Raw genomic sequence first — 23,010 nt, 5'->3', positions numbered from 1 at the left:
TAAGGAGTAAGTCGCAAAAAGAATTAACGCTCAAATAAGTAACGCTGCACATTGTGGTAACACACCGCACGCACCAGCTCACCGACACGATCGATATCATTGGGTAACTCACCGCGGGCCATTTGAGCGCCTAACATTTGGCAAAAAATACGTCGGAAGTAGTCGTGGCGAGAGAACGATAGCAGGCTACGCGAATCCGTCAGCATGCCCACAAAGTGACGCAGCAGACCAAACTGCATTTGGGTCGTCAGCTGGCGCTCCATACCATCGCGCTGGTCGTTAAACCACCAAGCGGCGCCAAACTGCACCTTGCCGGGGATGCCATCGCCTTGAAAGGAGCCCGCCAACCCTGCAAGCATTTCGTTATCCCTTGGGTTGAGGTTATACAGCACGGTGCGTGGCAGTTGGTGCTCGCTATCAAGCGCATCCAATAGCGCCGCCAAGGGCTCTGCGTACGTGATATCGCCAATCGCATCGAAACCACTGTTAGCACCTATTTCGCGTCGACCACGCTGGCTTAAATCGCGCAAAGCACCAATATGAAGCTGCATTACCCAGCCTCGTCGGGCGTACTCCTTGCCAAGCCATAGCAGTACCGCAGTGGTAAAGCCGTGGGCCTCGTCGTGGCTCAGCTCTTTGCCACGCTTTCTGCTTTCGAGTATCCGATCCAGCTCCTGGACCGAAGGAGGCGCGACAAAGACCGGCTTCTCTAGGCTATGATCGGAAAGGCAGCAACCTAGACTGGCGAAATGCTCAAGACGCAGGAACAGGGCCCCTAGCAAGTCATCGAAACGCTTTATCGTGACGCCACTGGCAACTTCCAGCGTGGCAAGGTAGTCAACAAAGGTTGGCTGCTCTATTTTGAGCACCGTATCGGCCCGAAATGTCGGCAGCATAGTCGGCCCATTGTTCGCCTGCGCATGGCGTTGGTGGGTTTCCAAGCTGTCGACGGGGTCATCGGTGGTACAAACGGTACGCACGTTAAAGCGCTCCAAAATACCTTGGGCACTCAGCTGTGGAGTTGCTAATCGCTGTTGAGACAGGTGCCAAACTTCCTCAGCTGTTTGGGGTGAAAGCAGCAGATTGTCGATTTCCAACGGTTTTTGCAGCTCAAGATGCGTCCAGTGATAGAGCGGATTACCAAGGCAGTCGGGTACTGTTTCCGCCCAGGCTTGAAAGCGTTCTCGGTCACTGACATCGCCGGTAATTCGCTGCTCGGCAATGCCTGCACAGCGCATGGCGCGCCATTTATAGTGATCCCCTTTGAGCCATAGCTGGGTTAAATTATCGAACTGGATATTATTAGCGATTTCAACCGGATCTAAGTGTGAGTGATAATCGCAAATCGGCATAATGGCCGCATGTTCATGGTAAAGCCGTCGGGCTGCTTCATTTTCTAACAGGAAATCTTTACCCATGAACTCAATATTATCGTTAAACATTATTGTTTCTCCTTTTATTAGGTGAGTGTCACAGGTAGTTTTAACCCAGCAGTAAATTAGGCAAAAAGAGCACTACATTGGGGAAAAATATAATGCCCAGCACTACCGCAAACACCGCTAAAGCAAAGGGCAACAGTTCACGACTATAATCATAAAAAGAGCAACGTAAGATGCCACACACCGTATACATGGAAATGCCTACGGGAGGTGTCATGCCACCAAAGGTAACCAGCGTCATCATTAGTAGCCCAAAATGCACAGGATCAACACCCGCTGCTTTAACAACAGGCACCAAAATAGGTGTTAACAACATTACAACGACCGTAGCTTCTAATAACATCCCTAGAAAAATAAGTAGCACGGCCAAGGTAAGCAGCAGCGTTATTTGACTAGAGAATAAGCCCAGGGTCAGTTCAGCTATTGTTTGTGGCACTCTTTCGAATGAAACGACATAGCCAATAATTCCAGAGAACATAATAATCAGCATGATCATGCCAATATCTCTAACGCTGGCACGCATAGCGTTCAGGATTTCTTTAATCCCCATTTCCCTATGTATAACGCAGCCGATAAATAGTGCATAAGCCACTGCAAACGCGCCCGCTTCTGAAGGCGTAAACAGGCCATAGCGAATACCTACTACTAACCATACCGGGAAAAGAATTGCCCAAATGCTACTACGCAGGGCCTTTAAAACCTCGCTACCCGTGGGAAGGTTCTCCCTTACTGGAAGGTATCCCCGCCGCTTGGACACAATATACGTGGTCACCATAAGCGCCACCATTAACAGGAACCCCGGCACAAGGCCTGCAATAAACAAACGCCCGATGGAAACTTCACCCAGGTAGCCATACAGGATCAAGCCAATACTAGGCGGTATTGTCGCGGTGATTAACCCTCCTACAGAGAGCACAGCACCTGTAAAGCCAGGTGAATACCCACCTTTAATCATGCTTTTACCTAGCACACGAGATTGCATAGCGGCATCCGCCACGGCTGAACCTGACACACCGCCCATCAAGGTGCTCAACACGATACTTGCCTGGGCTAAACCACCGCTCATCCATCCCGCCAGCAAGGTAGAAAGATGAACCAGGCGTGGGGTAATACCACTGGCGTTCATCAGGTGGCCAATAAATATAAATAGCGGGACGGCTAACAAGGGAAATGATTGTGTTGATGAGACTATTCGCTGCACCGCGATGCTAGTAGGTAAAAAGGTGTCCGGCAGTAGAAAGTAAGAAAAACCCGCAATGCCAATGGCGAAAGCAACGGGCATGCCAATGGCCATGAGGAGTAAGCCGAAGCCCAGCAGTAAAACAGCTGTCATAGCGCTTCCTCCACAATCTCATCATCGTCAGTCACCAAACTACCGATGATGCCGTTTGCGACAACCCGACGTATTAGGGTTAGCAGCATTAATGAAGCACCGACTGGCAACGCTAGCGTGATATAACCGTAGCTCAGCCCAGCTACCCCCATAGGCCGCTGCCAATTTGAGGTGGCTAAAGCAAAGCCATACCAGATGAGAAGAACGAGAAAGAGCGCCATCATCGCAAGGCAAAGGCTTGTCACGACCCATTGCAGCTTGGCTGGCATTCGAACTACAAATGCATCGATTCGCACCTGCCCGCCCCGCCGCAAGGTAATATCGGCGCCTAATACCGCGGTCCAGATAAATAGAAATTGAGCCAGCTCAGCACCACCAGCAAAGGGTTGCCCAATGGCTCTAGCCGTTGAACTTACTAACATGGAAAGAGACGTACCACCGAGTAGCGTAATGGCTAGCCACTCCTCACCTTTATCGTACCAATACCACATACAGCATTCCTCGCCCCATGGGGCATGCGGATTGTTAGAAACTAGCGAAAAGGAAGTACCCCCACCTTAAAACATGTGGGGGTGGGGGTTGGTGCTGATTACTCCTCAGTCAGCAGTTGTTCGCGGTATTGGTCGTAACCTAGTCCCTCATAGACGCTCCCCACCCGCTCACGAAAAACATCGAGATCAACATCATTAAACGTTACGCCAGCGGCTTCCATACGCTCGCGGACGCCCTCTTGCTCATCGGCCGTCGCCTGACTAGCAACTTCTCCGGCTTTTAGTAACTCCTCATCAAGAATGGTGCGTAACTCTTCAGGCAAGGATTGATACCACTGCTCAGAGGTGGCGATACCTGTCATTAAGTGAATATGATTCGTCAATGCTATATGGGTGATTACCTCGTGGAGGTTTTGCCCTTCAGCACCGGTAAGCTGCGCTTCTGCACCATCAATGGAGCCTAGCTGTAGAGCGGAGTAAACCTCCGACCATGGTAATGGGGTGGCAGTAGCCCCCATGGCTTCAATGGTATTCACCCAGACAGGCGAGTTAATGGTTCGCACACGCACACCCCGCAAATCACCGGGTGTATTAACTTCCTTTTGGGTCAACATCTGTCGAGTGCCCTGGAACCAGTTATAATTAAGCAGCCGCAAACCGCTTGAGTCGGCCAAACTCTCTACCCAATCCAGGTAAAGTGGTGAGTTGGTGATTTGATGATAATCACTATAGTCTTCAACTAAATAAGGGGCGCTTAAAATCCCCAGTTCTGGCTGGTACTCTGATAAACGCCCAGCATCAATAAGGATCGCAATATTGGCACCACTACGAATTTGCTCTACCACATCTTCATCTGAGCCAAGCTGACTATTAGGAAAAAGCTGAACCGTGAGCTCTCCTTCAGAGCGCTCCTCAATTGCTTGCTGAGCATCTACTATTGCCTGAGCGATAGGATCTTGAGGGCTTAATGCTATTGAAATATTCAGCTGGTAAGCGGCGTGTGCTGAGTTACCAACTACCAGCAGCGCAATAGCGGGAAGTAATTTTGTAAGTTTCATTTTATGCTCCTTAAAGGTCTTCATTTATTGTTGGGTTTTCACCAGCCTATACACATAGCTAGTAAGGACATTCGATAAACTCAGTGTCGTAGCTCTTAATGGCTGATTTAAATAGCCAGCGCTGGCGTAACTAACGCCACCTCTTCAAACATGTCCGGGAAACGACGCTCCAGTTCAGGTAACGAGTTAAGGATTTCACGTTGATGAATACTCATCGCTTCTACTGCCGCTTGAGTATCAGCTGCAGCTACCGCATCCACGATGGCTTGGTGCTGATCAGCTAACTTAGCGATAGGTGTAGAATCAGGAATACTCAAGTAGCGCACCCTGTCTAACTGAGCTTTCACATCCTCGACCACTTTCCAAGCCATGACCTGCCCCGTCGAGAATGCCAGCGTGCGATGGAACATCTCATCAAGAAAGAAAAAGCGGTCATGATCCTGGCGCTCAATACAGCTGCGCTGACGAACGATTAACTCGTTAAGCTCCATTAACACACTAGGCTGAAGTGGCCGTTTGACGGCTTCCAACGTTATTGAGACCTCAAGCGACTCACGAATAAAGCGTGCTTCAAGTACTGCTTGGCGGGAAATACGCACCACATAAGTACCCCGCTGAGGGCGCACCTCCACCAATCCAGACTCCGATAGCCGTATAAATGCCTCTCTCACTGGTTGACGGCTAACCGCAAATAGATCCGCAATCTCTTTCTCAGAAAGCGCTTGCCCAGGCGCAAGTACCATTCGAATGATCGCTTGCCGCAATACGTCATGAAGACGATGGCGAACCGAGTCGCTGTCACGGGTTTCCTGCCAAAGCGTTTGTAAGGTCGTGTGCATAACACCTAAATCCGAATGTGAGCGTCCGTAGCAAGTGGCAGCCACGACTGACACAACTAGTATGGTAGTATGGAGGAAATAAAAAAAGGCTAAGTTCCTTAACCTTTAGTCGAGCGCTGGTACCACTTACACAACCTATTTGTCCACTAACTTCTGTAAGAAAGAGCTTACAAAAATTTAAGAAATAAATTACAAAGTAGCGTTACTTAAAATTTTTTTGGCTCATTTTTTTGAAAAAATTTTTTCAAAAGTAAGCTTTGCATACCCGTCTTCTAAAGCTGCAAACAAAATCATCATGCATTCAGCACAAAATATAAGGAATTTTCAGTTAATTATATGCGTAGCAAGCACCTTTTTGCTCCTCATCGCGCTATCATGAACTACAACAACGCACTGAAATACAGCCATCTACCCTTAGTAATTGAAGTGACGAGGAACGGTGGAAAGCCTTTGCTGGAAGCCAATACGAGTTAGGAGAGAGCAATGCGGTCCATCCCAGTAGAGGACTATTCTAAAGGTCTGGTTTTATCGACTGAAGTACCTGCTTTTTTGATAGCGGATCTGCTCAAATGCTCTAACCTACCAACGTTGCCCACGGTGGCTATTAAAATTCTAAAAATAGCGCGCTCTGATCAACCTTCGGTTAGCGATTACGCCAATGCCATTGAGCGCGACCCAGCACTAACCTTGCGGATTATAGCACTAGCCAATAGCGCCTTCTTTTCACGTACTCCCGTAAAAGTACATGCTTGCCGGGAGGCGACAGCTCGCCTGGGATTAGATGCCACCCTTGCTGCGGTTTTGAGCTTCAGTCTTTTACAAAATAAAGCCGTTGACATCCACTACCAGAAAGTATGGATGCGGTCCATCATTGCCTCTTTAGCAGCACGCTATCTAGCCGTACATATTTGCCCCGATTCAGCCGGGCCTGTCTTTACCGCTGCTCTACTTCAAGATATTGGCATCCTAGCCTTACGGGCGACATATCCTTCAGAAATCAACAAGCTATATTCAACTGCTACGTATAACCATCGTCAATTATCAGCGGCGGAGCAAGAGCTGTTTGGCTGTGACCATTCACAAGTAGGGGCTTGGCTTGCGGCAAAATGGGGCGTTCCTACGCCTCTAGCCCAGCGTATTTGCGATAGCCACGGTGAATACAATATTGCCTCTCCCGACATGCTGTGTATTCAGCTATCCGGGCCGATCGCGGATGCTTGGCTCTCATCCCATCCCGCGCAGGCACTGGTTAATGTGATACGAGAATTTGAAGCACATGAGGGGGCCCATACAATTTCTTTGCGTCATTTATTGGAGAATATTCAGCAGCAGTTACCTGCCTTAGTCGATATGTTGCAAATGGCAGCCCCCCCCATGCAAGATAATGAGTCACTGCTGGCTGAAGCTCAGCAATTGCTGTTCCACCAAACGCTATTGTTAAACGCACGCCTTGATAGCCAGCAAGCAGAACTCGCTTCACTGCATAAGCGTCAAGATGATTTAGAAGAACGCTCGCGCACAGATACACTCACTGGTCTCGCTAACCGTGCATGGCTTGAGGAGCAACTGCAAAAACGCTTCAAACTGTGTCAAAGCCAGTCTCGAACCATGTCAGTGGTGTTTATTGATCTCGACCACTTCAAGAAACTTAATGACCAGTATGGTCACCAAATGGGCGATGCTGTGCTCGAAAAATTTGGTAAAACCTTACAGGCATTGGTCCGTGAGGGAGACTTGGCAGGACGGTGGGGAGGGGAAGAGTTTCTCATCATTTTGCCAGATGAAGATGCTAAAGCAGCCCACTTATTCGCTCAAAGAATTGCCCAGCGCTTAGAAAAAACCCCCATGGCTCACGATGACCAACATCCTATCCATGTATCGGTCTCAATAGGTATTGCCTGCTTAGATGACGGTGGATTTGGTAATGCAAGTGAACTCATTGATGCAGCCGATAAAAGCATGTATTTCATAAAGCGTACCGGAAGAGGCGGCATAGCGGTATATGGAGAGCGTAACTCTACTGATACTCCTTTTGAAGAGTAGGGGCCCATATTGTAAACAAGAGTAATTCATGCTGGCATTCGATCAAGTATATAAAACCTACTCAACACCCCAAGGCCCCATTCGAGTATTGGAAGATGTCACCCTTCATTTGGCGCCGGGTCAAAGCCTAGCGCTCATGGGCGAATCGGGGAGCGGCAAATCCACGCTACTGCATCTTGCTGCTGGGCTAGATCTGCCAGACCAAGGCAACATCACTCTCGCTGGTCAAAACCTAGCCTCTTTACCTGAACCCGCGCGAGCCAAGCTACGCCGCGAACAATTAGGCCTGGTGTTCCAACAATTTCACTTAATCCCCAGTCTAGCGGTTATCGACAATATCCGATTGCAGGCACGCTTAGCCAACCGCGACGATGCCGACTGGACCGCCTACCTTATCGAACGGTTAGGTCTTAATGGCCTTGAAAAACGTTACCCTGAACAACTCTCAGGCGGGCAGCAGCAGCGCTTAGCGATTGGCCGGGCCTTGGCACCACGACCGCCCCTGCTGCTTGCCGATGAACCCACGGGCAATTTGGATGAAACCACTGCAGGTGAAGTGCTTCAACTACTGTTAAAGCTTGTTCACGAAACTCAGTGTGCGCTACTGGTGGTAACCCATAGCCCGCAAGTGGCCGAGCCGCTTGATCGCTGCCTACGTTTGCGCCACGGCCAACTGATCAATACCGCTTTATGATCAAAGCAATGCCCACGGTACTGGCAACGCTACTCGCTCACTACCGTCGTCACCCAGGCCAATTGGCTATGCTGCTGCTCGGGCTATGGGTAGCCAGCGCCCTATGGAGCGGCATCCAAGCGATCAACGCGACCGCCCGCGACAGCTACGCCCGTGCCGATGCGATGTTTGATAGCCAACTTGATCAATTGGAGCGACGCGATGGTGCCCCGCTCACACGTGCCGAATACTATGCATTGCGACAAGAGGGCTTACCCATTTCCCCCATTATAGAAGGCCAGGTTGCGACCCAAGATGGGACTCGGCTGTCAATCATCGGTATCGATCCGCTAACACTTCCAAGCGGTAATGCGTTAGGCCAAACAGATACCACCGCATCGCTGACTGGCTTTCTAATGCCCCCATGGCAGACAGGTATCGCACCTGACACTTTGGCGACCCTAGGACTTGAGCGAGCAAACGCAGTCAGCGCCACGCCAACCTTGGCAAGTGGCAAACAACTTCCCCCGCTGACTTTATCGCCAGCGCTACCGCCCAACACGCTGATCATGGATATCGCTGCCGCAGCGCAGTTACTCGAAATCGGCGAAGAAATTACACGTATGGTGACTGCACCAGGCGCATTATCAGAAGCACCACCCGAATTCACGTTTACCCGTGCCACCAGTCTTGCCTCCCCCGGTCAACTTACTGAAAGCTTTCACTTAAACCTGACCGCACTAGGACTACTCGCCTGGGTGGTAGGGTTATTTATTGTTCAGGCTGCACTGGGCCTAGCGTTAGAGCAGCGCATGGGCATGCTGCGCACCCTACGGGTGCTGGGTGTTTCAGGGCGCAGTTTAGTTGTAGCGCTCAGTTTGGAGCTGATTTTACTGGGAGTCATCGGCGCACTTGCCGGTATTGCCAGCGGCGTTTGGCTGGCCCGCGTGCTCCTCCCGGATGTAGCAGCAACCCTAGGCTCACTGTATAGCGCAGGCGTTGGGCAGGAGCTTAGCCTGCCCTGGCACTACTGGGTGGGCGGGTTAGCGGTTAGCCTAGGGGGATTATTACTGGCGGGTAGCGGCGTGTTATGGCGTGCGGCACACTTAAACATGCTGCAACTAGGCCAGTTGCAGGCCTGGCGCGGCGGTTATCGACGCCAATTAACGCTTATGAGTATCGCTGGTGCAATCGCCTTTACAGCGGCATTAACGCTCTATATTTGGTTGAGCTTCCAGCGTCCCGGTGAAGGCTTAGTAGCAGGTTTTGTGCTCATTGCAGCGCTGTTATTAGCCAGTGCCTTGTGGCTGCCGCCCTTATTGGGACTACTGCTGAAAGGGCTAATCCGCCTGGCCCACCGTCGCCCACTTATCCATTGGGCAGTGGCCGATATGCAGCTTCAGTTACCCAAACTGTCACTGGCCATGATGGCGCTGTTGGTCGCCTTAGCCACCAACCTGGGGGTCAGTAGCATGGTCGGCGGTTTTAGGATTACGTTTCTCGATTGGCTTGATCAACGCTTAGTCGCCCCGCTCTACTTAAATGCCCCTAGCGAACAGTACGCCGATATTGATGTATGGCTTGCTAATCGCGCCGAGGTATCTGAACGCCTGCTGACTCGGCGCAGTGAAGCAACGCTCACCACCATTAGCACCCCCGAAGGCAGCCGCAGCCTAGGCACACCCGTTGAGCTTTACGGCATTACCCCAGGCGAATCACTTACCCCCCATTGGCCGCTACTGGCAACCCAGCAAGACCGCCCTTCCGCCTGGGCGGCTTTTGGCGAGGGCGCAGTATTTGTAAACGAACAACTCGCCACTGCAGAAAACCTCACCCCTGGCGACCAACTTACCCTGAGCGCGTCGGGCGCCAACGAAACGCTAACCATTGCCGCGATTTACCCTGACTACGGTAATCCCAGCGGACAAGTGCTGATGGCTTCCCCCCAATTGGCCGCACGTTTTGATGCACCCCCCAGCTCCATGGGGTTAGTGCTCTATGACGACGCTAATGTGGATACGTTACGTTCCGCCCTTACCGAGCGCTTTGGCCTAGGCAGCGATGCACTTAGCGATCAGCGCGAGATCAAGCGCATCGCCACCGAAATTTTTGAACGCACCTTTACCATTACCCGCGCCCTGAATGCGCTGACCTTAGTGGTAGCCGCGCTGGCACTGTTGGCTAGCCTGTTGGCCCAGGCGCGCAGTCGACGCCAACAGCTAGCACCGCTCTGGGCGCTGGGCGTTCCCCGAGCACAACTGGCACAATTGAATTTGACGCAACTGGGCGGCACAGCATTAGTCACTGGCCTGCTGGCGGTTCCACTGGGCATTGCAATCACCTGGGGCTTAGTGGCTATCATCAATGTAGCTGCGTTTGGCTGGCGACTGCCGCTCTATCTGTTCCCTGGGGAAATGGCCGTTACCCTTGCCACGGCTATTGCTGTGGCGCTACTGGCAGCGGCCCTGCCCACTCTGCGCTTCTGGCGCGCCTCACCACGCGCCTTATTGGCGGAAGAGGCCAACCAATGAGCCTACATCGATGGTTAACTCTCAGCCTACTAATCGGAGGGTCGCTAACGCTCTACGGCTGTGGAGAAGAACAGAAAAGCGACACCAGCAGCGCAGGCTTTGCCGGTTTGGGGCAAGCGGCTGATGGTTTCCAATATGCATCGCCCAATCAAACCATTCGTTTTCCCCAAGACCATGCCGCCCACCCGGATTATCGTATCGAGTGGTGGTATCTCACCGCTAATCTGGAAGACGCTGACGGTGAGCCCCTCGGCCTACAGTGGACACTTTTTCGTCAGGCGCTAATGCCGCCCAGCGAACGTCCCGACCCCACACCCTGGGCCGCCGACCAACTGTGGATGGCCCATATGGCTATTTCACAGGGCGAACAGCACCAGGTTGGCGAGCGCTTTGGGCGCAGCCACTCCCAAGCTGAGCTTTATCAACCCCACGATGCTCAGGCCGGTGTCATTACCAGCCCTTTCCACGCTTGGCTAGACGACTGGCAGCTTAAAGCAAGCGCCGACGCCAATAGCGACGATTTCAATCACCTCACCCTCACCGCTTACAGCGGCGAAGATGCGTCGCGTTTTGGCTACACGTTGGAACTTACCGCCGAGGGGCCGCTAGTGTTTCACGGCGAAGAGGGGTTCAGCCAGAAAGCCGCCAATGGCCAAGGCTCGATGTACTACAGCCAGCCTTTCTGGCGGATAGACGGCAACGTCACCCTCAATGGCGAAACCAAAACCGTCAGCGGTCGCGGCTGGTTGGATCGCGAATGGAGCAGCCAACTGCTTGATGCCCGCCAATCAGGCTGGGACTGGTTCTCGATTCATTTTGAAGATGGCCATAAGCTGATGGCGTTTCAACTACGTGGCGGTGGCGATGACAGTGGGGATAGCGGTAGTGACAACACAAGTACCGAACAAGGCGCGGACTACCGCTCCGGCACCTGGATTTCACCCCAGGGTGACGCTACTCCTTTAGCGACCGACGACATCACGCTAACACCACTGGCAACGTCGTCCGTCGCCGGGCGCGATGTCCCTACCCGCTGGCGATTAGAGATAGCGTCACTGGAGCTCGATATCAACATCGAAGCGCCCCAAGCCAACCGCTGGATGGACACCAGCGTGCCCTATTGGGAAGGGGAAGTGCTGGTCAACGACCGCGCCAGCGGCGAACCGCTGGGCGAAGGTTATCTTGAGATGACCGGGTATTGAGTAGATCAACACCACATTGGCTTATTTACCTTGGCTGTAGCTAACCTCGCCCCACCGCTGCATAGCCTCAAGTAGCTCACGGAGCAGCGGGCGCACTTCAGCGGCGCGATCTTCCCGATAGGCAAAGACCGGTTTATCGTCGTTCGGTTCGTTCATATAGGTGCGCTGGGAGAGTTCGAGCTGTACAGCGTGAATATTATTAGCAGGATCCCCATACCCCCGGGTGATATGCCCCCCTTTGAAGCGTCCATTGATCACGTGAGTGAAACGCGATTGAGCAGCACACACCACCTGTAAGGTCTTACTAAGGTCAGGATTGCAGCTTTGCTCCTCAAAGGTACCCAGATTAATATCAGGCAGTTGGTCGTCGAAAAGCCGCGGTATCTTTGAACGGATAGAGTGCGCATCAAATAGCAGCGCATAGCCAAAGCGCGCCTTTAAGCGTGCCAATTCGCCTGCCAGGGCGTTATGGTAGGGCCGCCATACATGCTCTTTGGCCCACTCGTGCTGTGCCTGAGTGGGCTCCTGCCCCTCTTCAAACAGCGGCTCACCGTCGAAGTCGGTGCTGGGGAACAACCCGGTCGTCGCGCCAGCATAGAGGGGCGTATCGTTCTCCGGCCGATTAAGGTCAATCACGTAGCGCGAATAGCGCGCCTCAATACGGCTCGCCCCAAGTTCAGCGGCGAAGTCGTAAAGCTTGGGAATATGCCAGTCGGTGTCGGCAAGGCTGAGAGCTGCTTTATTGAGCCCCGCTTCTACCTCCGGCGTTAACGCAGTGCCTGCGTGAGGCATTGAAATCAATAGCGGCGTATCGCCCTGGGTGAGTTGATAACTGTCGCTCATACCTCTACCTCCTTACCTGCTTTGAATACCGTGACCGGCAATTGCCCGCCCAGCCAGTAGCTAAGCTCCGCTGGCCCGGTAATATCCCATACGACCGCGTCTGCCCATTTACCTACTTCTAGCGAACCGTGAGTGGCATCAATACCCAACGCCTTAGCGGCATTGATGGTCACGCCTGCCAGCGCTTCTTCAGGGGTAAGGCGAAACAGCGTGCAGCCAAGATTCATCATCAAGCGTAACGACAGCACCGGCGACGTACCGGGGTTAAGGTCGCTGGCCAGCGCCATGGTGACCCCCTGCTCACGAAAGTCTGCAATCGGCGGCAGTTGGGTTTCACGTAATGTCAAGAAGGCCCCCGGCAGTAACACCGCGGCCGTGCTGCTTTGAGCCATCGCACGCGAATCGGCTTTATCGGCGTACTCAACATGGTCAGCGGAAAGCGCGCCAAACTCCGCCGCCAGTTGGCAACCGCCAAGGTGCGACAGTTGCTCAGCATGTAGCTTGAGCGGCAGGCCCAGTTGTTTTGCAGTTTCAAACACACGCCGCATCTGTTCGACAGAGAAGGCGATACCTTCACAGAACCCATCGACGGCATCGACAAGACCTTCCTTCGCCAGCGTCGGCAGGATCGTCTCGCAGACTAGATCAATATACCCATCGCTATGTTCGCGATATTCGGGGGGCAGCGCGTGGGCCGCAAGGCAAGTCGTAAGCACGTCGACAGGCAGCCGTTCTCCCAGCGCCCGGGCCACCTTGAGCATTTTGCGCTCGCTCTCCAGATCAAGCCCATACCCCGACTTGATCTCTAGCGTGGTGACGCCTTCGCGTAGCAGCACCCTCGCGCGCGCCTCGGCACTAGCCAGTAATTCGTCAAAGCTGGCCTCGCGAGTTGCCCGCACGCTGCTGACGATCCCACCGCCCTGTTTGGCTATCTCGCTATAGCTCACTCCTTCCAGGCGCTGCTCAAACTCATTACTGCGGTCACCGCCAAATACCAGGTGCGTGTGGCAGTCGATCAACCCCGGCGTTAGCCAGCGCCCCCCCAGGTCACGCACTTCATCAAAGTTAGCATCGCGGTCAAGTTGCGCCTCAATGCCAATCCAGGCAATGCGTCCTGCTTCTATAATCAGCGCCGCATCGCGCACAATTCCATAGTGGCCACCCGCCAGGGTCACCGCATGGCAGTGGTGCCATAGCTGTTTCATGCTTCCTCCTAATCGCTAGGCTGCCGACTCGGCAGTAAGTTCGGGGCAATAGACAGGAGCTTATCGATCACTTGAGTCTCCTGGAGACGCTGGTAAGTCGCTTGAATATCCAGGTGCAGCGCATGCTCTTCCTGGTAGGCAGGCAACGCTTCTCGCAGTGATTTCCAGGCCAGTGATGTGCCAGGAGAGAAGTCTTCTCCGTCGACCAAATCGAAGGCCTGGGCAGCCAGCAGATACTCAATGGCAAGCACATAGAAAGCATTTTCGAGAGCCTGATCCAGCTTCAGAGCAGCGCTTTCACCCAAGCTTAGGTGATCCTCCTGCAGCCCCGAGGTGATAAAATTATCAGTAACAGCGGGCTGTGCCAGTCGCTTGTTATCAGCCACCAAGGAGGCCGCCGAATAGTGAGCGATCATCATGCCGGATTTAACGCCGCCTTCAGTGGTCAGGAAAGGCGGCAGCTGGTTCGCCTGGGGTGTCACTAGCCGGTAAGCACGCCGCTCGGAGATCGAACTCCATTCACAAACAGCGATGGCCAGCAGGTCGCACGCCATCGCAACCGAAGCACCGTGAGGGTTGGCTTGGGATACAATCTGGTAACTATCACCCACCGGCACCACTAACGGGTTATCGGTGGCGGAATGCAGCTCCTTCTCAATCTGCCTAGCGGCATGGTCAAACTGGTCGCGGCAGGCGCCGTGCACCTGAGGCATAGAGCGCAGGCTAAGCGCGTCCTGTAGCCGCGCCCCCTCATGGCGAGCCAAGTGGATACTGCCTTCAAGCAAACGACGCAGGTTATCCCCCGTTTGCTGAACGCCTGGGTGGCGTTTGAGAACCGTTACCTCGGCCATAAATGCCTGCAACTGACCGCCTAATGCTTCAAAGCTCATAGCACCAACAATGTCGGCCCAGGCGGCCAGCCGGGCAGTATCGTCAAGCGTCAAGCAGGCCAGCCCCGTCATCGCCGGGGTGCCATTAACCAGGCTCAGGCCATCCTTGGGCCCAAGGGTTAGCGGCAACATACCGATGGCAGCCAACGCTTGGCTGGCGGGTATTCGTTGACCGCGAAATTCAACGTCGCCGTGGCCAATCAACACCAGCCCAATATGGGCCATATGGGTGAGGTAACCCACCGAGCCGCGCGAGGGTACGATCGGCGTGACCTGCTCATTCAACAGTCTGATCAGCCCCTCCACCACGCCCGGACTAATCCCGGAGTAGCCATGGCTGTAGTTAACCACCGCGCTGCACATAATGGCTCGCACTTGCTCCGTTCGCAGCGGGGTACCAATACCACAGGCATGGCTCATTAAGGTGTGATGGGAAAGCCGCTGCAGCTCATCGTGAGCTAGCACTACATCGCACAGGGCACCCAAACCAGTATTAATCCCGTAATGGGGCACGCTTGAAGCGGCGATCTTCTCAACGACCTGCCGGGCGGCGCTTATCTTTTCCCACACCGGCAGCGACAGCGATAGGCGATACTGGTAACGAGCGACCTTGACCACCTCCCGCCAAGCGGGAGGTGTATTGCCGATCTCAACGCAGCGAGGCAACTCACTCATAGGCATCCTTAACCTGTGCCGTAGGAGCCTGCTCTGCTGAGGGTTTATTAGTGCCATCCATAATAAAAACCTTCACCGCAGAAGCCACGATCAACGCAAACAGAAACAGCACGGTAAAACCGCCTGCCGCCGCCAGGAATTTAATACCATCGACACCCTGGGCGCCGCCGCCGAAGGCAACCATCACATAAGCGATAATCGCGATTGACAGCCCCCAAAGGATCTTCTGCTTACGGGGGGCCTCCTCTTCTGCGGTCATGTTTTTAGTGCAGATGGTGGCAATGGTCGATGACATTGAGTCAGCCGCCGTGGAGAAGGAGATAATCAGCGTAAAAATAGCCAGCGGGATCAGCAAGGCAGACATAGGCAAGTGCTGCAGGAAGCCCCAGAGACCTGAAACTGCACCGTTCTCAGTCACTACACTCACCAGATCCAGGGTGCCATCCATTTGCCACTTGATTGCCGATCCACCCCAGATAGCAAACCACACGATGCCGAACAGTGAAGGCAGTATCCAGTTAATCACCAGAAATTCCCGTAGCGTTCTGCCATAGGAAATACGCGCCAAAAAAAGGCCCATCAAAGGCGCATAGGCGATCCATATCGACCAGTCGTACATGGTCCACCAGGTAACCAGCGCTTCACCACCAGACTCTTTGGTATCGAATGACCAGAGAAAGAAGTTATCGAACCAGTAGCCCAAACTGGTCACCGACAGACTCAGGATGTAGTTCACTGGGCCAATAATCAGCAGAATGAGCACAAAGGCGTAGAAGATGTAAGCATTGACCGATGAAAGAAAGCGGATACCCCGCTTAAGACCGGACACCGCCGAAGTAATAAAGATAGCCGAAATAACCAGCGTTAAAATCAGCCAAGTGGTAGGGCTAGAGGCAATGCCATATTCGGCTTCAATGCCAGAACTGATCAGCGCAAGACCAGCCCCTAACGACGAAGCCAGGCCCAGCGCAATGGCAAGAATCGAGATAATATCGACCACGGCACGCACGCTAGGATTGCGCTCTTTATTGCCCAATAACGGAGCGAGTGTTGAAGAGATCGAGAAGCGCTCTTTGCGATTAAAGTGCATATAGCCAATCATCAAACCAACAATGGAGTACATGGCGTAGGGAATAAAGCTCCAGTTATGAAAGCTTCTGGCCAATGCAAAAATCGCCGCTTCGCCACTGTTAGGTTCAAATGACTGGTTGCCGATTTCACCATAGACATTGCCGAGATAGATGATGGGCTCATTAACTGAATAGGTCACCACCCCGGTGGCGATGCCGCCGGTCAACGCCATAGCAAAGGTGGTTGCTAACGAAAACGTTGGCTTCGCGTTCGCCCCACCCAAACGAATATTGCCTGCCTTGGAAAAAAATATAAAAGCGGTGACACCCAAGGTCGAAATGGCCAGCAGTTGATAAAGCCAACCGAAGTCAGAAAGCGAGAGATAGAACAACTGCCTGGCAACACTAACCAGTAGTTCGTTGTTAACCAAGCCAATAATAACGGCCACCATAATAATGGCGAAGGCCGGGATAAAGACGCTGCGTTTTAACTGTTTTCCGTCTGATAGTGACATTTAATGTCTCCTGTCGAGGTTTATTCTTATGACGCTTTTTTATCAGCTGCCGACGGCTCTCTGTCGGCACCTGTACCTGTGTATCCAGCAACGCTAACGGTAAGGAGGTTGTTGATAAGAACGGCTACTTCACCATTGGCTTAACCATCGGTAAGTCGAGCCCCTGTTCAGTGGCACTCTGCTTGGCGATGTCGTAGCCGGCATCGGCGTGGCGCATAACCCCGGTGGCCGGGTCATTGCGCAGCACGCGGCCCAATCGAGCATGAGCGTCATCCGTGCCATCGGCGACGATCACTACCCCTGCATGCTGGGAGTAACCCATGCCCACTCCACCGCCATGGTGAAGAGAAACCCAGGTAGCGCCCCCGGCAGTGTTGAGCAGCGCATTGAGCAGCGGCCAGTCGGAGACGGCATCCGAGCCATCCTGCATTGATTCAGTCTCGCGATTGGGGCTGGCCACCGAGCCGGAATCCAGATGGTCGCGACCAATCACAATCGGCGCTTTGAGTTCGCCGCTGGCGACCATGGCGTTAAACGCCTGCCCCAAGCGAGCACGATCCTTTAGACCCACCCAGCAGATACGCGCCGGTAATCCCTGGAAGCTGATACGCTCCTTGGCCATATCCAGCCAGTTATGCAAGTGGGGGTCGTCAGGGATCAGTTCTTTGACTTTCTGATCGGTTTTATAGATATCTTCTGGGTCACCGGAGAGCGCTACCCAACGGAAGGGGCCAATCCCCTGGCAGAACAGCGGGCGAATGTAGGCAGGCACAAAGCCGGGGAAGTCGAACGCGTTAGAAACGCCCTCCTCCTGAGCCATCTGGCGAATGTTATTGCCATAATCGAAGGTAGGTATGCCCATTGCCTGGAAGTCGAGCATGGCCTGCACATGCACCGCCATGGAGCGCTTAGCCGCCTTGACCACCACCTCGGGTTCGGTCTTTCCGCGTGCCAAATATTCATCCCATGACCAGCCTGCGGGCAGATAACCGTGCAGCGGGTCGTGAGCGCTGGTCTGGTCAGTCACCATATCCGGCTTGACGCCACGCTTAATCAATTCCGGCAGAATCTCAGCCGCATTACCATGCAGCGCAATCGAGACTGCTTTACCTTCTGAGGTGTAGCGCTCCAGGCGCGCCAGGGCATCGTCAAGATCACTCGCCTGTTCATCCACATAGCGGGTACGCAGACGCATATCAATACGGCTCTGCTGACACTCAATATTAAGGCTGCAGGCACCCGCCAGGGTTGCCGCCAATGGCTGCGCCCCACCCATACCGCCAAGACCCGCAGTGAGTATCCAGCGCCCGGCCAGCTTGCCGTCGTAGTGCTGGCGACCCGCTTCAACAAAAGTTTCGTAGGTGCCCTGAACAATCCCCTGAGAGCCAATATAGATCCACGAGCCAGCCGTCATCTGGCCGTACATCATCAGGCCTTTCTTATCCAGCTCGTTGAAGTGCTCCCAGTTGGCCCAGGCGGGCACCAGGTTGGAGTTGGCGATTAATACCCGTGGCGCATCCTTATGGGTCTCAAACACCCCCACCGGCTTACCGGACTGGATCAGCAGCGACTGGTTATCTTCCAAACGCTTGAGGGTCTCAACGATGGCATCGAAGCACTCCCAGTTACGGGCGGCGCGGCCAATCCCGCCATACACCACCAGCTCTTTGGGATTCTCGGCAACATCTGGATCTAGGTTGTTCATCAGCATGCGCAGCGGCGCTTCCGTCAGCCAGCTCTTGCAGGAGAGCTCGGTTCCATGGGGTGCTCGAATTTCGGTATCGCGAAAACGTGAAAGAGACATGGTAACTCCTGTTTGTTGTCAAAGTTTGTATATACATTATGACAACAACCACTTCTGTGCAATCACCTAAATCGCCCTTTTTAGCAAAAAAACAACTCAGCCCTAAATATTCGCCAACATAGTGCAAACGCCAACAATAGGGCAAAATTACGCACCAAAATGGACTTTACGAGGAAATTCCAACTCTCTTCTTTACCTAAGAAGCGGACTTCGCTATATGTATATACATTAGCCGTTATTCGTTAACAAAAAGGAGCCCCGATGACCCACTGCTATTTTGCTGATCATGCCCTACTGCCGACTGGATGGGCCTCTCAGGTGCTGTTCGAAGTCGATGCCACCGGCATGCTTATATCGGTACTGCCCAACAGCTCGCCCGGCAACGCCCAGCGCTTAGCCGGGCCAGCGCTACCCGGTATGCCTAACCTACATTCACACGCTTTTCAGCGCGCCATAGCGGGCCTGGCAGAAATCGGTAGCCCCCAGCCAGACAGCTTCTGGAGCTGGCGAGACCGCATGTACGGCTTGGTTGACCGCCTGACTCCGGATCAAGTGGGCACCATTGCCCAGGCGCTCTACATCGAAATGCTCAAGGGCGGCTATACCCAGGTCAGCGAATTTCATTATTTGCACCACGATGTATCGGGCCAAGCCCATAGCGATCCGGCTGAAATGGCCTGGACGATTAGCCAAGCCGCCGAGCGCAGCGGCATTGCGCTTACCTTGCTGCCGGTGCTTTACGCCCACAGCGGCTTTGGCGGCCAGCCACCCAATCATGGGCAAAGACGCTTTATTCACGCCGTCCCAGATTTTTTGACATTGCTTGAGACGTTGAAGCCAAGCTTTGCCGACCACCCCACACAAGCACTAGGCATGGCGTTTCATTCCCTGCGCGCGGTGACATTGGAAGAGATCCAGGCGGTGCTGGCGACGAACCCTGTTGGCCCACGCCACATTCATGTCGCCGAGCAGCAACGCGAAGTGGAAGACAGCCTCGCCTATTCAGGCAAACGCCCTGTGCGCTGGCTACTGGATAACGTTGAGGTGGATGAGCGCTGGTGTTTGATCCATGCCACTCACCTAGACGACTCAGAAGTACGTGACCTCGCCACTAGCGGCGCCGTAGCGGGGCTCTGCCCGACCACCGAGGCCAATCTGGGCGACGGCATCTTCCGCGCAGTGGAGTATGCCGCCCAGGGTGGGCGTCTGGGCATTGGCTCTGATAGCCATGTCTCACTCGATGTGGTTGAAGAGCTACGGCTGCTTGAGTACGGCCAGCGCCTTGCCACCCAACAGCGCAACTGCCTGCACAATAGCGACATACGCCCGGTGGGCGACTGGCTTTACCGCCATGCATTAGCGGGAGGCGCCCAGGCCTCTGGCCAACCCATCGGCGCGCTCGAAGCGGGCAAGCGGGCCGATATTGTCGTTCTTGATGGCAGTGACCCCTACCTCGCCACCAGTTCAGACGAAACGCGGCTAGGGCGTTGGCTGTTTGGCGGTTCCAAGCAACAGATACGCGATGTCATGGTCGCAGGCCGCTGGGTTATCCAGCAGCGGCGTCACGCCCTCGATGAAGCCAACAGTGAGGCGCTTACCAAACTGTTTCGTGAGATAGGCTAGTTGTTTCGCGAAATAAGCTAGGCCCTTTTGCGCGAGAACGGCTAGCGAAATCGATTAACTAGGGGAGCGCGCCATGGTGCGCAATTTATAGCGGTCACCGGGATGCAACAGGTGAGCATAGCTAATTAGGCGGTCGCCTGACCAAGTGCGCCGACGAACACTCAGGCAGGGTAGCGCAGCATCAATTTCTAGCCACTCTGCTGCGCCCGCCTCAGGCAGCACCGCCTCTACCACGTGCTCCATATCGGTAATCGGGCAAGCGGCAACCAACACCTCGTTGGGTGTTTGGCGAGCAAAGTCTGCCTCCAAATAGCCGGGCACCCAGCGCGGATTGACGAAGCGCTCTTCGAGCTGGATCGGTTGGCCATTTTCCAGGTGAATAAGAATCGAATGAAACAACCTAGTCCCAATACGCACACCCATCCGCAGGGCAATCTCATCGTCAGCATGCAACGCTTCGCAACTCACCACACGATTAGCGTATACGTGGCCACGGCTGCGTACCTCATCGGCGATATTATTAATTTCGGCCAATGGCGACTCAGAGCGGCGATCCGTCACAAAAGTGCCGATCCCCGATTGGCGCACCAGATAGCCTTCCTGCACTAGGTCACGAATGGCCTTGTTGGCCGTCATCCTGCTGACACCGAAGGTAACCGCAAGCTGCTCCTCAGGCGGGATCTTATGATCGACGGGAAAATGACCTGTTTGGATATTATCCAGCAAGTACTGTTTGATCTGTTGATACCGGGGCGGTTGGCGTCCCACGTGCTCTCCTCAAATCCCTTTCACCACCCCGCTTATTAACACTCCGAAAGGAACATCAAACCCGCGGAAACAGGTCGATCCTAATCAGGCGCGTTGCAGGCAGCGTCTCAAATGTCATTGTGTGACAGCTATCGGTCGCTAACTCGTCATCAGCGCTTAGTCTGGGCCAGTGCCAAATATCGCCACCATCAAGGGGCAGTGACGGCTCACCGACCAGCCACGCCTGCCCATCAACGGCTAAGATAAGTGTCTCAGCGCTCGGGGCTTGCCTTAGCGACTCCCCAGACGTTAGCCAACGAACAGAAGCCTGCCAGTTTGCTGAATTGTACATTAAATTCAGCGCCCGGCTCGGCCCTTCTGGCAACAAGCAGTTCACCGCTGCCTCACCTTCGAAGATCAAGCTTTCCCGAGGCGCCAAAACAGCACGCTGATCAGGCAAAACAAGTGTGACCGGATGCTTACCTATCACCGTAAAGTGACGCCTGATCCCCGCAATCATCGAGAATGGCCCTTCCCTGTCAAGTTCAGCCACCGAAACCCGCCAGCCTGGCGATTCCCCATCGCCCTTCTGGCGCGCCACTTCACGTGTTACGCCACCGCCATTTTGCCAAGCGATGGGCAAAAGATCGGTAAAGCGTAACCTCTCAGGCAGCTTCATTGATGGCTCCTCATCAGGATGCAGCGGCCTTGCGGTAGCTCATCGAGGCATCAATGCGGCCCAAGATGTAGTCACCCGCGGCTACTGGCGGATAGTGAGCTTCTGCTGCTGAGACACCAAGGTCGGCAGGATCAACGAGAGCCGTATAGTCGGGGTCATAGAAGGTCGCGATGGAGTAGCGTTCCCGGCCACTGGTATTGATGACCCGGTGCAGCGTCGAGCGAAAACGATCATTAGACCATCGCGCTAATAGATCGCCGACATTAACCACCAGCGAGCCCTCAATAAAAGGCGAATCAATCCAGCGCTCGCTACCCAGCTCGCGCACCTGCAAACCACCCACCGCATCCTGGTAGAGTAGCGTCACACAGCCATAATCGGTATGCGGGGCAACGCCAAACTGATCCGCCGGTCGATCATCAGCCTGCACGGGATAGTAGACCGCCTGGGTACGCTGCAACGGCTTGGTATATTTAGCCGCGAAGAACTCAGGGTCGATCTCTAGGCTCACTGCAATCGCACGCAACAGGTCTGCGCCACAGCGACCTACCTCAACAAAGTAGCGATCCATTGCGTGCTGAAATTCGGGCATAAAGTCCGGCCACTGGTTCGGCCCCCGTAGCGCTTCACCCGCCAGCACGCTCGGGTCATCCTCGGCCAGATCCAACCCAAAGCCATAGAACTCCTTCTCATCGGGCCGGGTGGCCTGATACATAGTCGCCCCACCACGGCGATGAAAACCCCGGTGGCGTTTATTGACCGCCACCTGCGCCTTGCGCTCAAGCGGCTCAGCAAAGAAGCGCTGAGCGGCCTCCATGGCATCGTCTATCACCGCCTGGGGAAGACCATGATTGATAATGTAGAAGAAGCCCACCTGGGTGCAGGCGTTATGTATCGCCTCACCCGCCCGAGCGAGACATTGAGCGTCCCCTTCCCGTACGCCCTGCATATCAACAAGAGGAATGGTCATTGCTGCGTTGCTCATCGAATGTGTCTCCTAACGTTAATAGAACGTACTCGCGCACATTCTCTTAGCTGTCTTTTTTAAAAAGTGGTCGTTAAAGCTTTGCAATGACGATTTTGCAATGAGCGTGCCAAAAGATATTAAGAGGCTAAATAATCAATAAGTATATACATACCAAGAGGCGAACCAGACCTACAAGAAAACAAAAATGCACAAAAAAGAGACATAAAGACAAATATCGCACTCAAAATACGCAAAAATTATAAATTTAGGATTCAACCCATAGCATCCACTTTTGCGCTTGCATCAAACCTACTTACCTGTATATACATAATAGAGACATTCACTTCATCACTGCCACTTTCATCACGGCATGCTGCTGACCA

Annotated in this window: 18 protein-coding genes; 5 read left to right on the top strand and 13 right to left on the bottom strand. The window is 53.8% G+C overall.

The window, feature by feature from the left end; translation table 11 throughout:
• Window positions 1-23: 23 nt before the first annotated feature.
• The 5 genes from uxaC to ACQKE4_RS13095 all read right to left on the bottom strand — a co-directional run bounded on the left by uxaC (window position 24) and on the right by ACQKE4_RS13095 (window position 5,160).
• Complete coding sequence (gene uxaC / locus ACQKE4_RS13115; protein WP_427388820.1) at window positions 24-1,442, bottom strand: glucuronate isomerase; 1,419 nt, start codon at window positions 1,440-1,442, stop codon at window positions 24-26.
• A 40-nt stretch (window positions 1,443-1,482) separates the two neighbouring features.
• Window positions 1,483-2,772, bottom strand: coding sequence for a TRAP transporter large permease (locus ACQKE4_RS13110; RefSeq protein WP_427388819.1), 1,290 nt, complete (start codon window positions 2,770-2,772; stop codon window positions 1,483-1,485).
• Window positions 2,769-3,263, bottom strand: coding sequence for a TRAP transporter small permease (locus tag ACQKE4_RS13105; RefSeq protein WP_290836135.1), 495 nt, complete (start codon window positions 3,261-3,263; stop codon window positions 2,769-2,771). The genes ACQKE4_RS13110 and ACQKE4_RS13105 overlap by 4 nt, the downstream gene beginning before the upstream one ends.
• Before the next feature lie 98 nt (window positions 3,264-3,361).
• Window positions 3,362-4,321: a C4-dicarboxylate TRAP transporter substrate-binding protein gene (locus ACQKE4_RS13100; RefSeq protein WP_290836136.1), complete on the bottom strand. Its 960-nt coding sequence runs from the start codon at window positions 4,319-4,321 to the stop codon at window positions 3,362-3,364.
• A 107-nt stretch (window positions 4,322-4,428) separates the two neighbouring features.
• Complete coding sequence (locus ACQKE4_RS13095) at window positions 4,429-5,160, bottom strand: GntR family transcriptional regulator (protein ID WP_290841664.1); 732 nt, start codon at window positions 5,158-5,160, stop codon at window positions 4,429-4,431.
• A 483-nt stretch (window positions 5,161-5,643) separates the two neighbouring features.
• Between ACQKE4_RS13095 and ACQKE4_RS13090 the strand changes: the two genes are divergently transcribed.
• The 4 genes from ACQKE4_RS13090 to ACQKE4_RS13075 are packed head-to-tail and all read left to right on the top strand — an operon-like array spanning window position 5,644 to window position 11,609.
• Complete coding sequence (locus ACQKE4_RS13090) at window positions 5,644-7,203, top strand: sensor domain-containing diguanylate cyclase (RefSeq protein WP_290832663.1); 1,560 nt, start codon at window positions 5,644-5,646, stop codon at window positions 7,201-7,203.
• A 28-nt stretch (window positions 7,204-7,231) separates the two neighbouring features.
• On the top strand, window positions 7,232-7,897 hold the full coding sequence (locus tag ACQKE4_RS13085; protein ID WP_290832665.1) for an ABC transporter ATP-binding protein: 666 nt from the start codon (window positions 7,232-7,234) through the stop codon (window positions 7,895-7,897).
• Between the two features lie 8 nt (window positions 7,898-7,905).
• Window positions 7,906-10,407: an FtsX-like permease family protein gene (locus ACQKE4_RS13080; protein ID WP_290832667.1), complete on the top strand. Its 2,502-nt coding sequence runs from the start codon at window positions 7,906-7,908 to the stop codon at window positions 10,405-10,407.
• Window positions 10,404-11,609 carry a lipocalin-like domain-containing protein gene (locus ACQKE4_RS13075; RefSeq protein ID WP_290832669.1) on the top strand — a complete coding sequence of 402 codons (1,206 nt, stop codon included), beginning with the start codon at window positions 10,404-10,406 and terminating at the stop codon, window positions 11,607-11,609. The genes ACQKE4_RS13080 and ACQKE4_RS13075 overlap by 4 nt, the downstream gene beginning before the upstream one ends.
• A gap of 21 nt (window positions 11,610-11,630) precedes the next feature.
• Here the strand turns inward: ACQKE4_RS13075 and hutG are convergent, their stop codons facing one another.
• The 5 genes from hutG to hutU all read right to left on the bottom strand — a co-directional run bounded on the left by hutG (window position 11,631) and on the right by hutU (window position 18,611).
• Window positions 11,631-12,452, bottom strand: coding sequence for an N-formylglutamate deformylase (gene hutG, locus ACQKE4_RS13070; protein ID WP_290832671.1), 822 nt, complete (start codon window positions 12,450-12,452; stop codon window positions 11,631-11,633).
• Window positions 12,449-13,657 carry an imidazolonepropionase gene (hutI, locus tag ACQKE4_RS13065; protein WP_290832673.1) on the bottom strand — a complete coding sequence of 403 codons (1,209 nt, stop codon included), beginning with the start codon at window positions 13,655-13,657 and terminating at the stop codon, window positions 12,449-12,451. Before hutI ends, hutG begins: the two co-directional genes overlap by 4 nt.
• Window positions 13,658-13,665: 8 nt before the next feature.
• A complete protein-coding gene (locus ACQKE4_RS13060; RefSeq protein ID WP_290832675.1) occupies window positions 13,666-15,222 on the bottom strand; it encodes an HAL/PAL/TAL family ammonia-lyase in 1,557 nt (518 codons plus the stop codon).
• Window positions 15,215-16,807, bottom strand: coding sequence for a BCCT family transporter (locus ACQKE4_RS13055; protein WP_290832677.1), 1,593 nt, complete (start codon window positions 16,805-16,807; stop codon window positions 15,215-15,217). The genes ACQKE4_RS13060 and ACQKE4_RS13055 overlap by 8 nt, the downstream gene beginning before the upstream one ends.
• A 124-nt stretch (window positions 16,808-16,931) precedes the next feature.
• Window positions 16,932-18,611 carry a urocanate hydratase gene (gene hutU / locus ACQKE4_RS13050; RefSeq protein ID WP_427388818.1) on the bottom strand — a complete coding sequence of 560 codons (1,680 nt, stop codon included), beginning with the start codon at window positions 18,609-18,611 and terminating at the stop codon, window positions 16,932-16,934.
• Between the two features lie 261 nt (window positions 18,612-18,872).
• On the opposite strand from hutU, the gene ACQKE4_RS13045 reads away from it, so the two are divergent.
• The gene (locus ACQKE4_RS13045; RefSeq protein WP_427388817.1) at window positions 18,873-20,234 is read left to right on the top strand and encodes a formimidoylglutamate deiminase; all 1,362 of its coding nucleotides are present in this window, start codon (window positions 18,873-18,875) and stop codon (window positions 20,232-20,234) included.
• Window positions 20,235-20,288: 54 nt separating this feature from the next.
• Here ACQKE4_RS13045 and hutC read toward each other — a convergent pair whose 3' ends face one another.
• Genes hutC through ACQKE4_RS13030 form a run of 3 tightly spaced genes read right to left on the bottom strand, consistent with a single transcriptional unit; the run spans window position 20,289 to window position 22,645 of the window.
• Window positions 20,289-21,002, bottom strand: coding sequence for a histidine utilization repressor (gene hutC / locus ACQKE4_RS13040; protein WP_427388816.1), 714 nt, complete (start codon window positions 21,000-21,002; stop codon window positions 20,289-20,291).
• Window positions 21,003-21,057: 55 nt separating this feature from the next.
• Window positions 21,058-21,660 (bottom strand): HutD/Ves family protein, encoded by a 603-nt coding sequence (locus tag ACQKE4_RS13035; RefSeq protein WP_427388814.1) that lies wholly within the window; start codon window positions 21,658-21,660, stop codon window positions 21,058-21,060.
• A gap of 13 nt (window positions 21,661-21,673) precedes the next feature.
• Window positions 21,674-22,645: an isopenicillin N synthase family dioxygenase gene (locus ACQKE4_RS13030; RefSeq protein ID WP_427388813.1), complete on the bottom strand. Its 972-nt coding sequence runs from the start codon at window positions 22,643-22,645 to the stop codon at window positions 21,674-21,676.
• Between the last annotated feature and the right edge of the window lie 365 nt (window positions 22,646-23,010).

The sequence above is a fragment of the Halomonas sp. NPDC076908 genome, assembly GCF_050269715.1.
Lineage (GTDB): Bacteria > Pseudomonadota > Gammaproteobacteria > Pseudomonadales > Halomonadaceae > Vreelandella.
The sequence above is the reverse complement of the archived record's forward strand: the minus strand, read 5'-3'. Positions and strand labels throughout refer to the sequence as shown.

Bases quoted from the DNA above. Each gene is read 5' to 3' on its own strand.
- ACQKE4_RS13080 (WP_290832667.1), top strand. From the start codon at position 7,906: ATGCCCACGGTACTGGCAACGCTACTCGCTCACTACCGTCGTCACCCA.
- hutI (WP_290832673.1), bottom strand. From the start codon at position 13,657: ATGAAACAGCTATGGCACCACTGCCATGCGGTGACCCTGGCGGGTGGC.
- ACQKE4_RS13110 (WP_427388819.1), bottom strand. From the start codon at position 2,772: ATGACAGCTGTTTTACTGCTGGGCTTCGGCTTACTCCTCATGGCCATT.
- hutU (WP_427388818.1), bottom strand. From the start codon at position 18,611: ATGTCTCTTTCACGTTTTCGCGATACCGAAATTCGAGCACCCCATGGA.
- hutG (WP_290832671.1), bottom strand. From the start codon at position 12,452: ATGAGCGACAGTTATCAACTCACCCAGGGCGATACGCCGCTATTGATT.
- ACQKE4_RS13055 (WP_290832677.1), bottom strand. From the start codon at position 16,807: ATGTCACTATCAGACGGAAAACAGTTAAAACGCAGCGTCTTTATCCCG.
- ACQKE4_RS13075 (WP_290832669.1), top strand. From the start codon at position 10,404: ATGAGCCTACATCGATGGTTAACTCTCAGCCTACTAATCGGAGGGTCG.
- uxaC (WP_427388820.1), bottom strand. From the start codon at position 1,442: ATGTTTAACGATAATATTGAGTTCATGGGTAAAGATTTCCTGTTAGAA.
- ACQKE4_RS13060 (WP_290832675.1), bottom strand. From the start codon at position 15,222: ATGAGTGAGTTGCCTCGCTGCGTTGAGATCGGCAATACACCTCCCGCT.
- ACQKE4_RS13030 (WP_427388813.1), bottom strand. From the start codon at position 22,645: ATGAGCAACGCAGCAATGACCATTCCTCTTGTTGATATGCAGGGCGTA.
- ACQKE4_RS13090 (WP_290832663.1), top strand. From the start codon at position 5,644: ATGCGGTCCATCCCAGTAGAGGACTATTCTAAAGGTCTGGTTTTATCG.
- ACQKE4_RS13085 (WP_290832665.1), top strand. From the start codon at position 7,232: ATGCTGGCATTCGATCAAGTATATAAAACCTACTCAACACCCCAAGGC.
- ACQKE4_RS13035 (WP_427388814.1), bottom strand. From the start codon at position 21,660: ATGAAGCTGCCTGAGAGGTTACGCTTTACCGATCTTTTGCCCATCGCT.
- ACQKE4_RS13045 (WP_427388817.1), top strand. From the start codon at position 18,873: ATGACCCACTGCTATTTTGCTGATCATGCCCTACTGCCGACTGGATGG.
- ACQKE4_RS13105 (WP_290836135.1), bottom strand. From the start codon at position 3,263: ATGTGGTATTGGTACGATAAAGGTGAGGAGTGGCTAGCCATTACGCTA.
- ACQKE4_RS13095 (WP_290841664.1), bottom strand. From the start codon at position 5,160: ATGCACACGACCTTACAAACGCTTTGGCAGGAAACCCGTGACAGCGAC.
- ACQKE4_RS13100 (WP_290836136.1), bottom strand. From the start codon at position 4,321: ATGAAACTTACAAAATTACTTCCCGCTATTGCGCTGCTGGTAGTTGGT.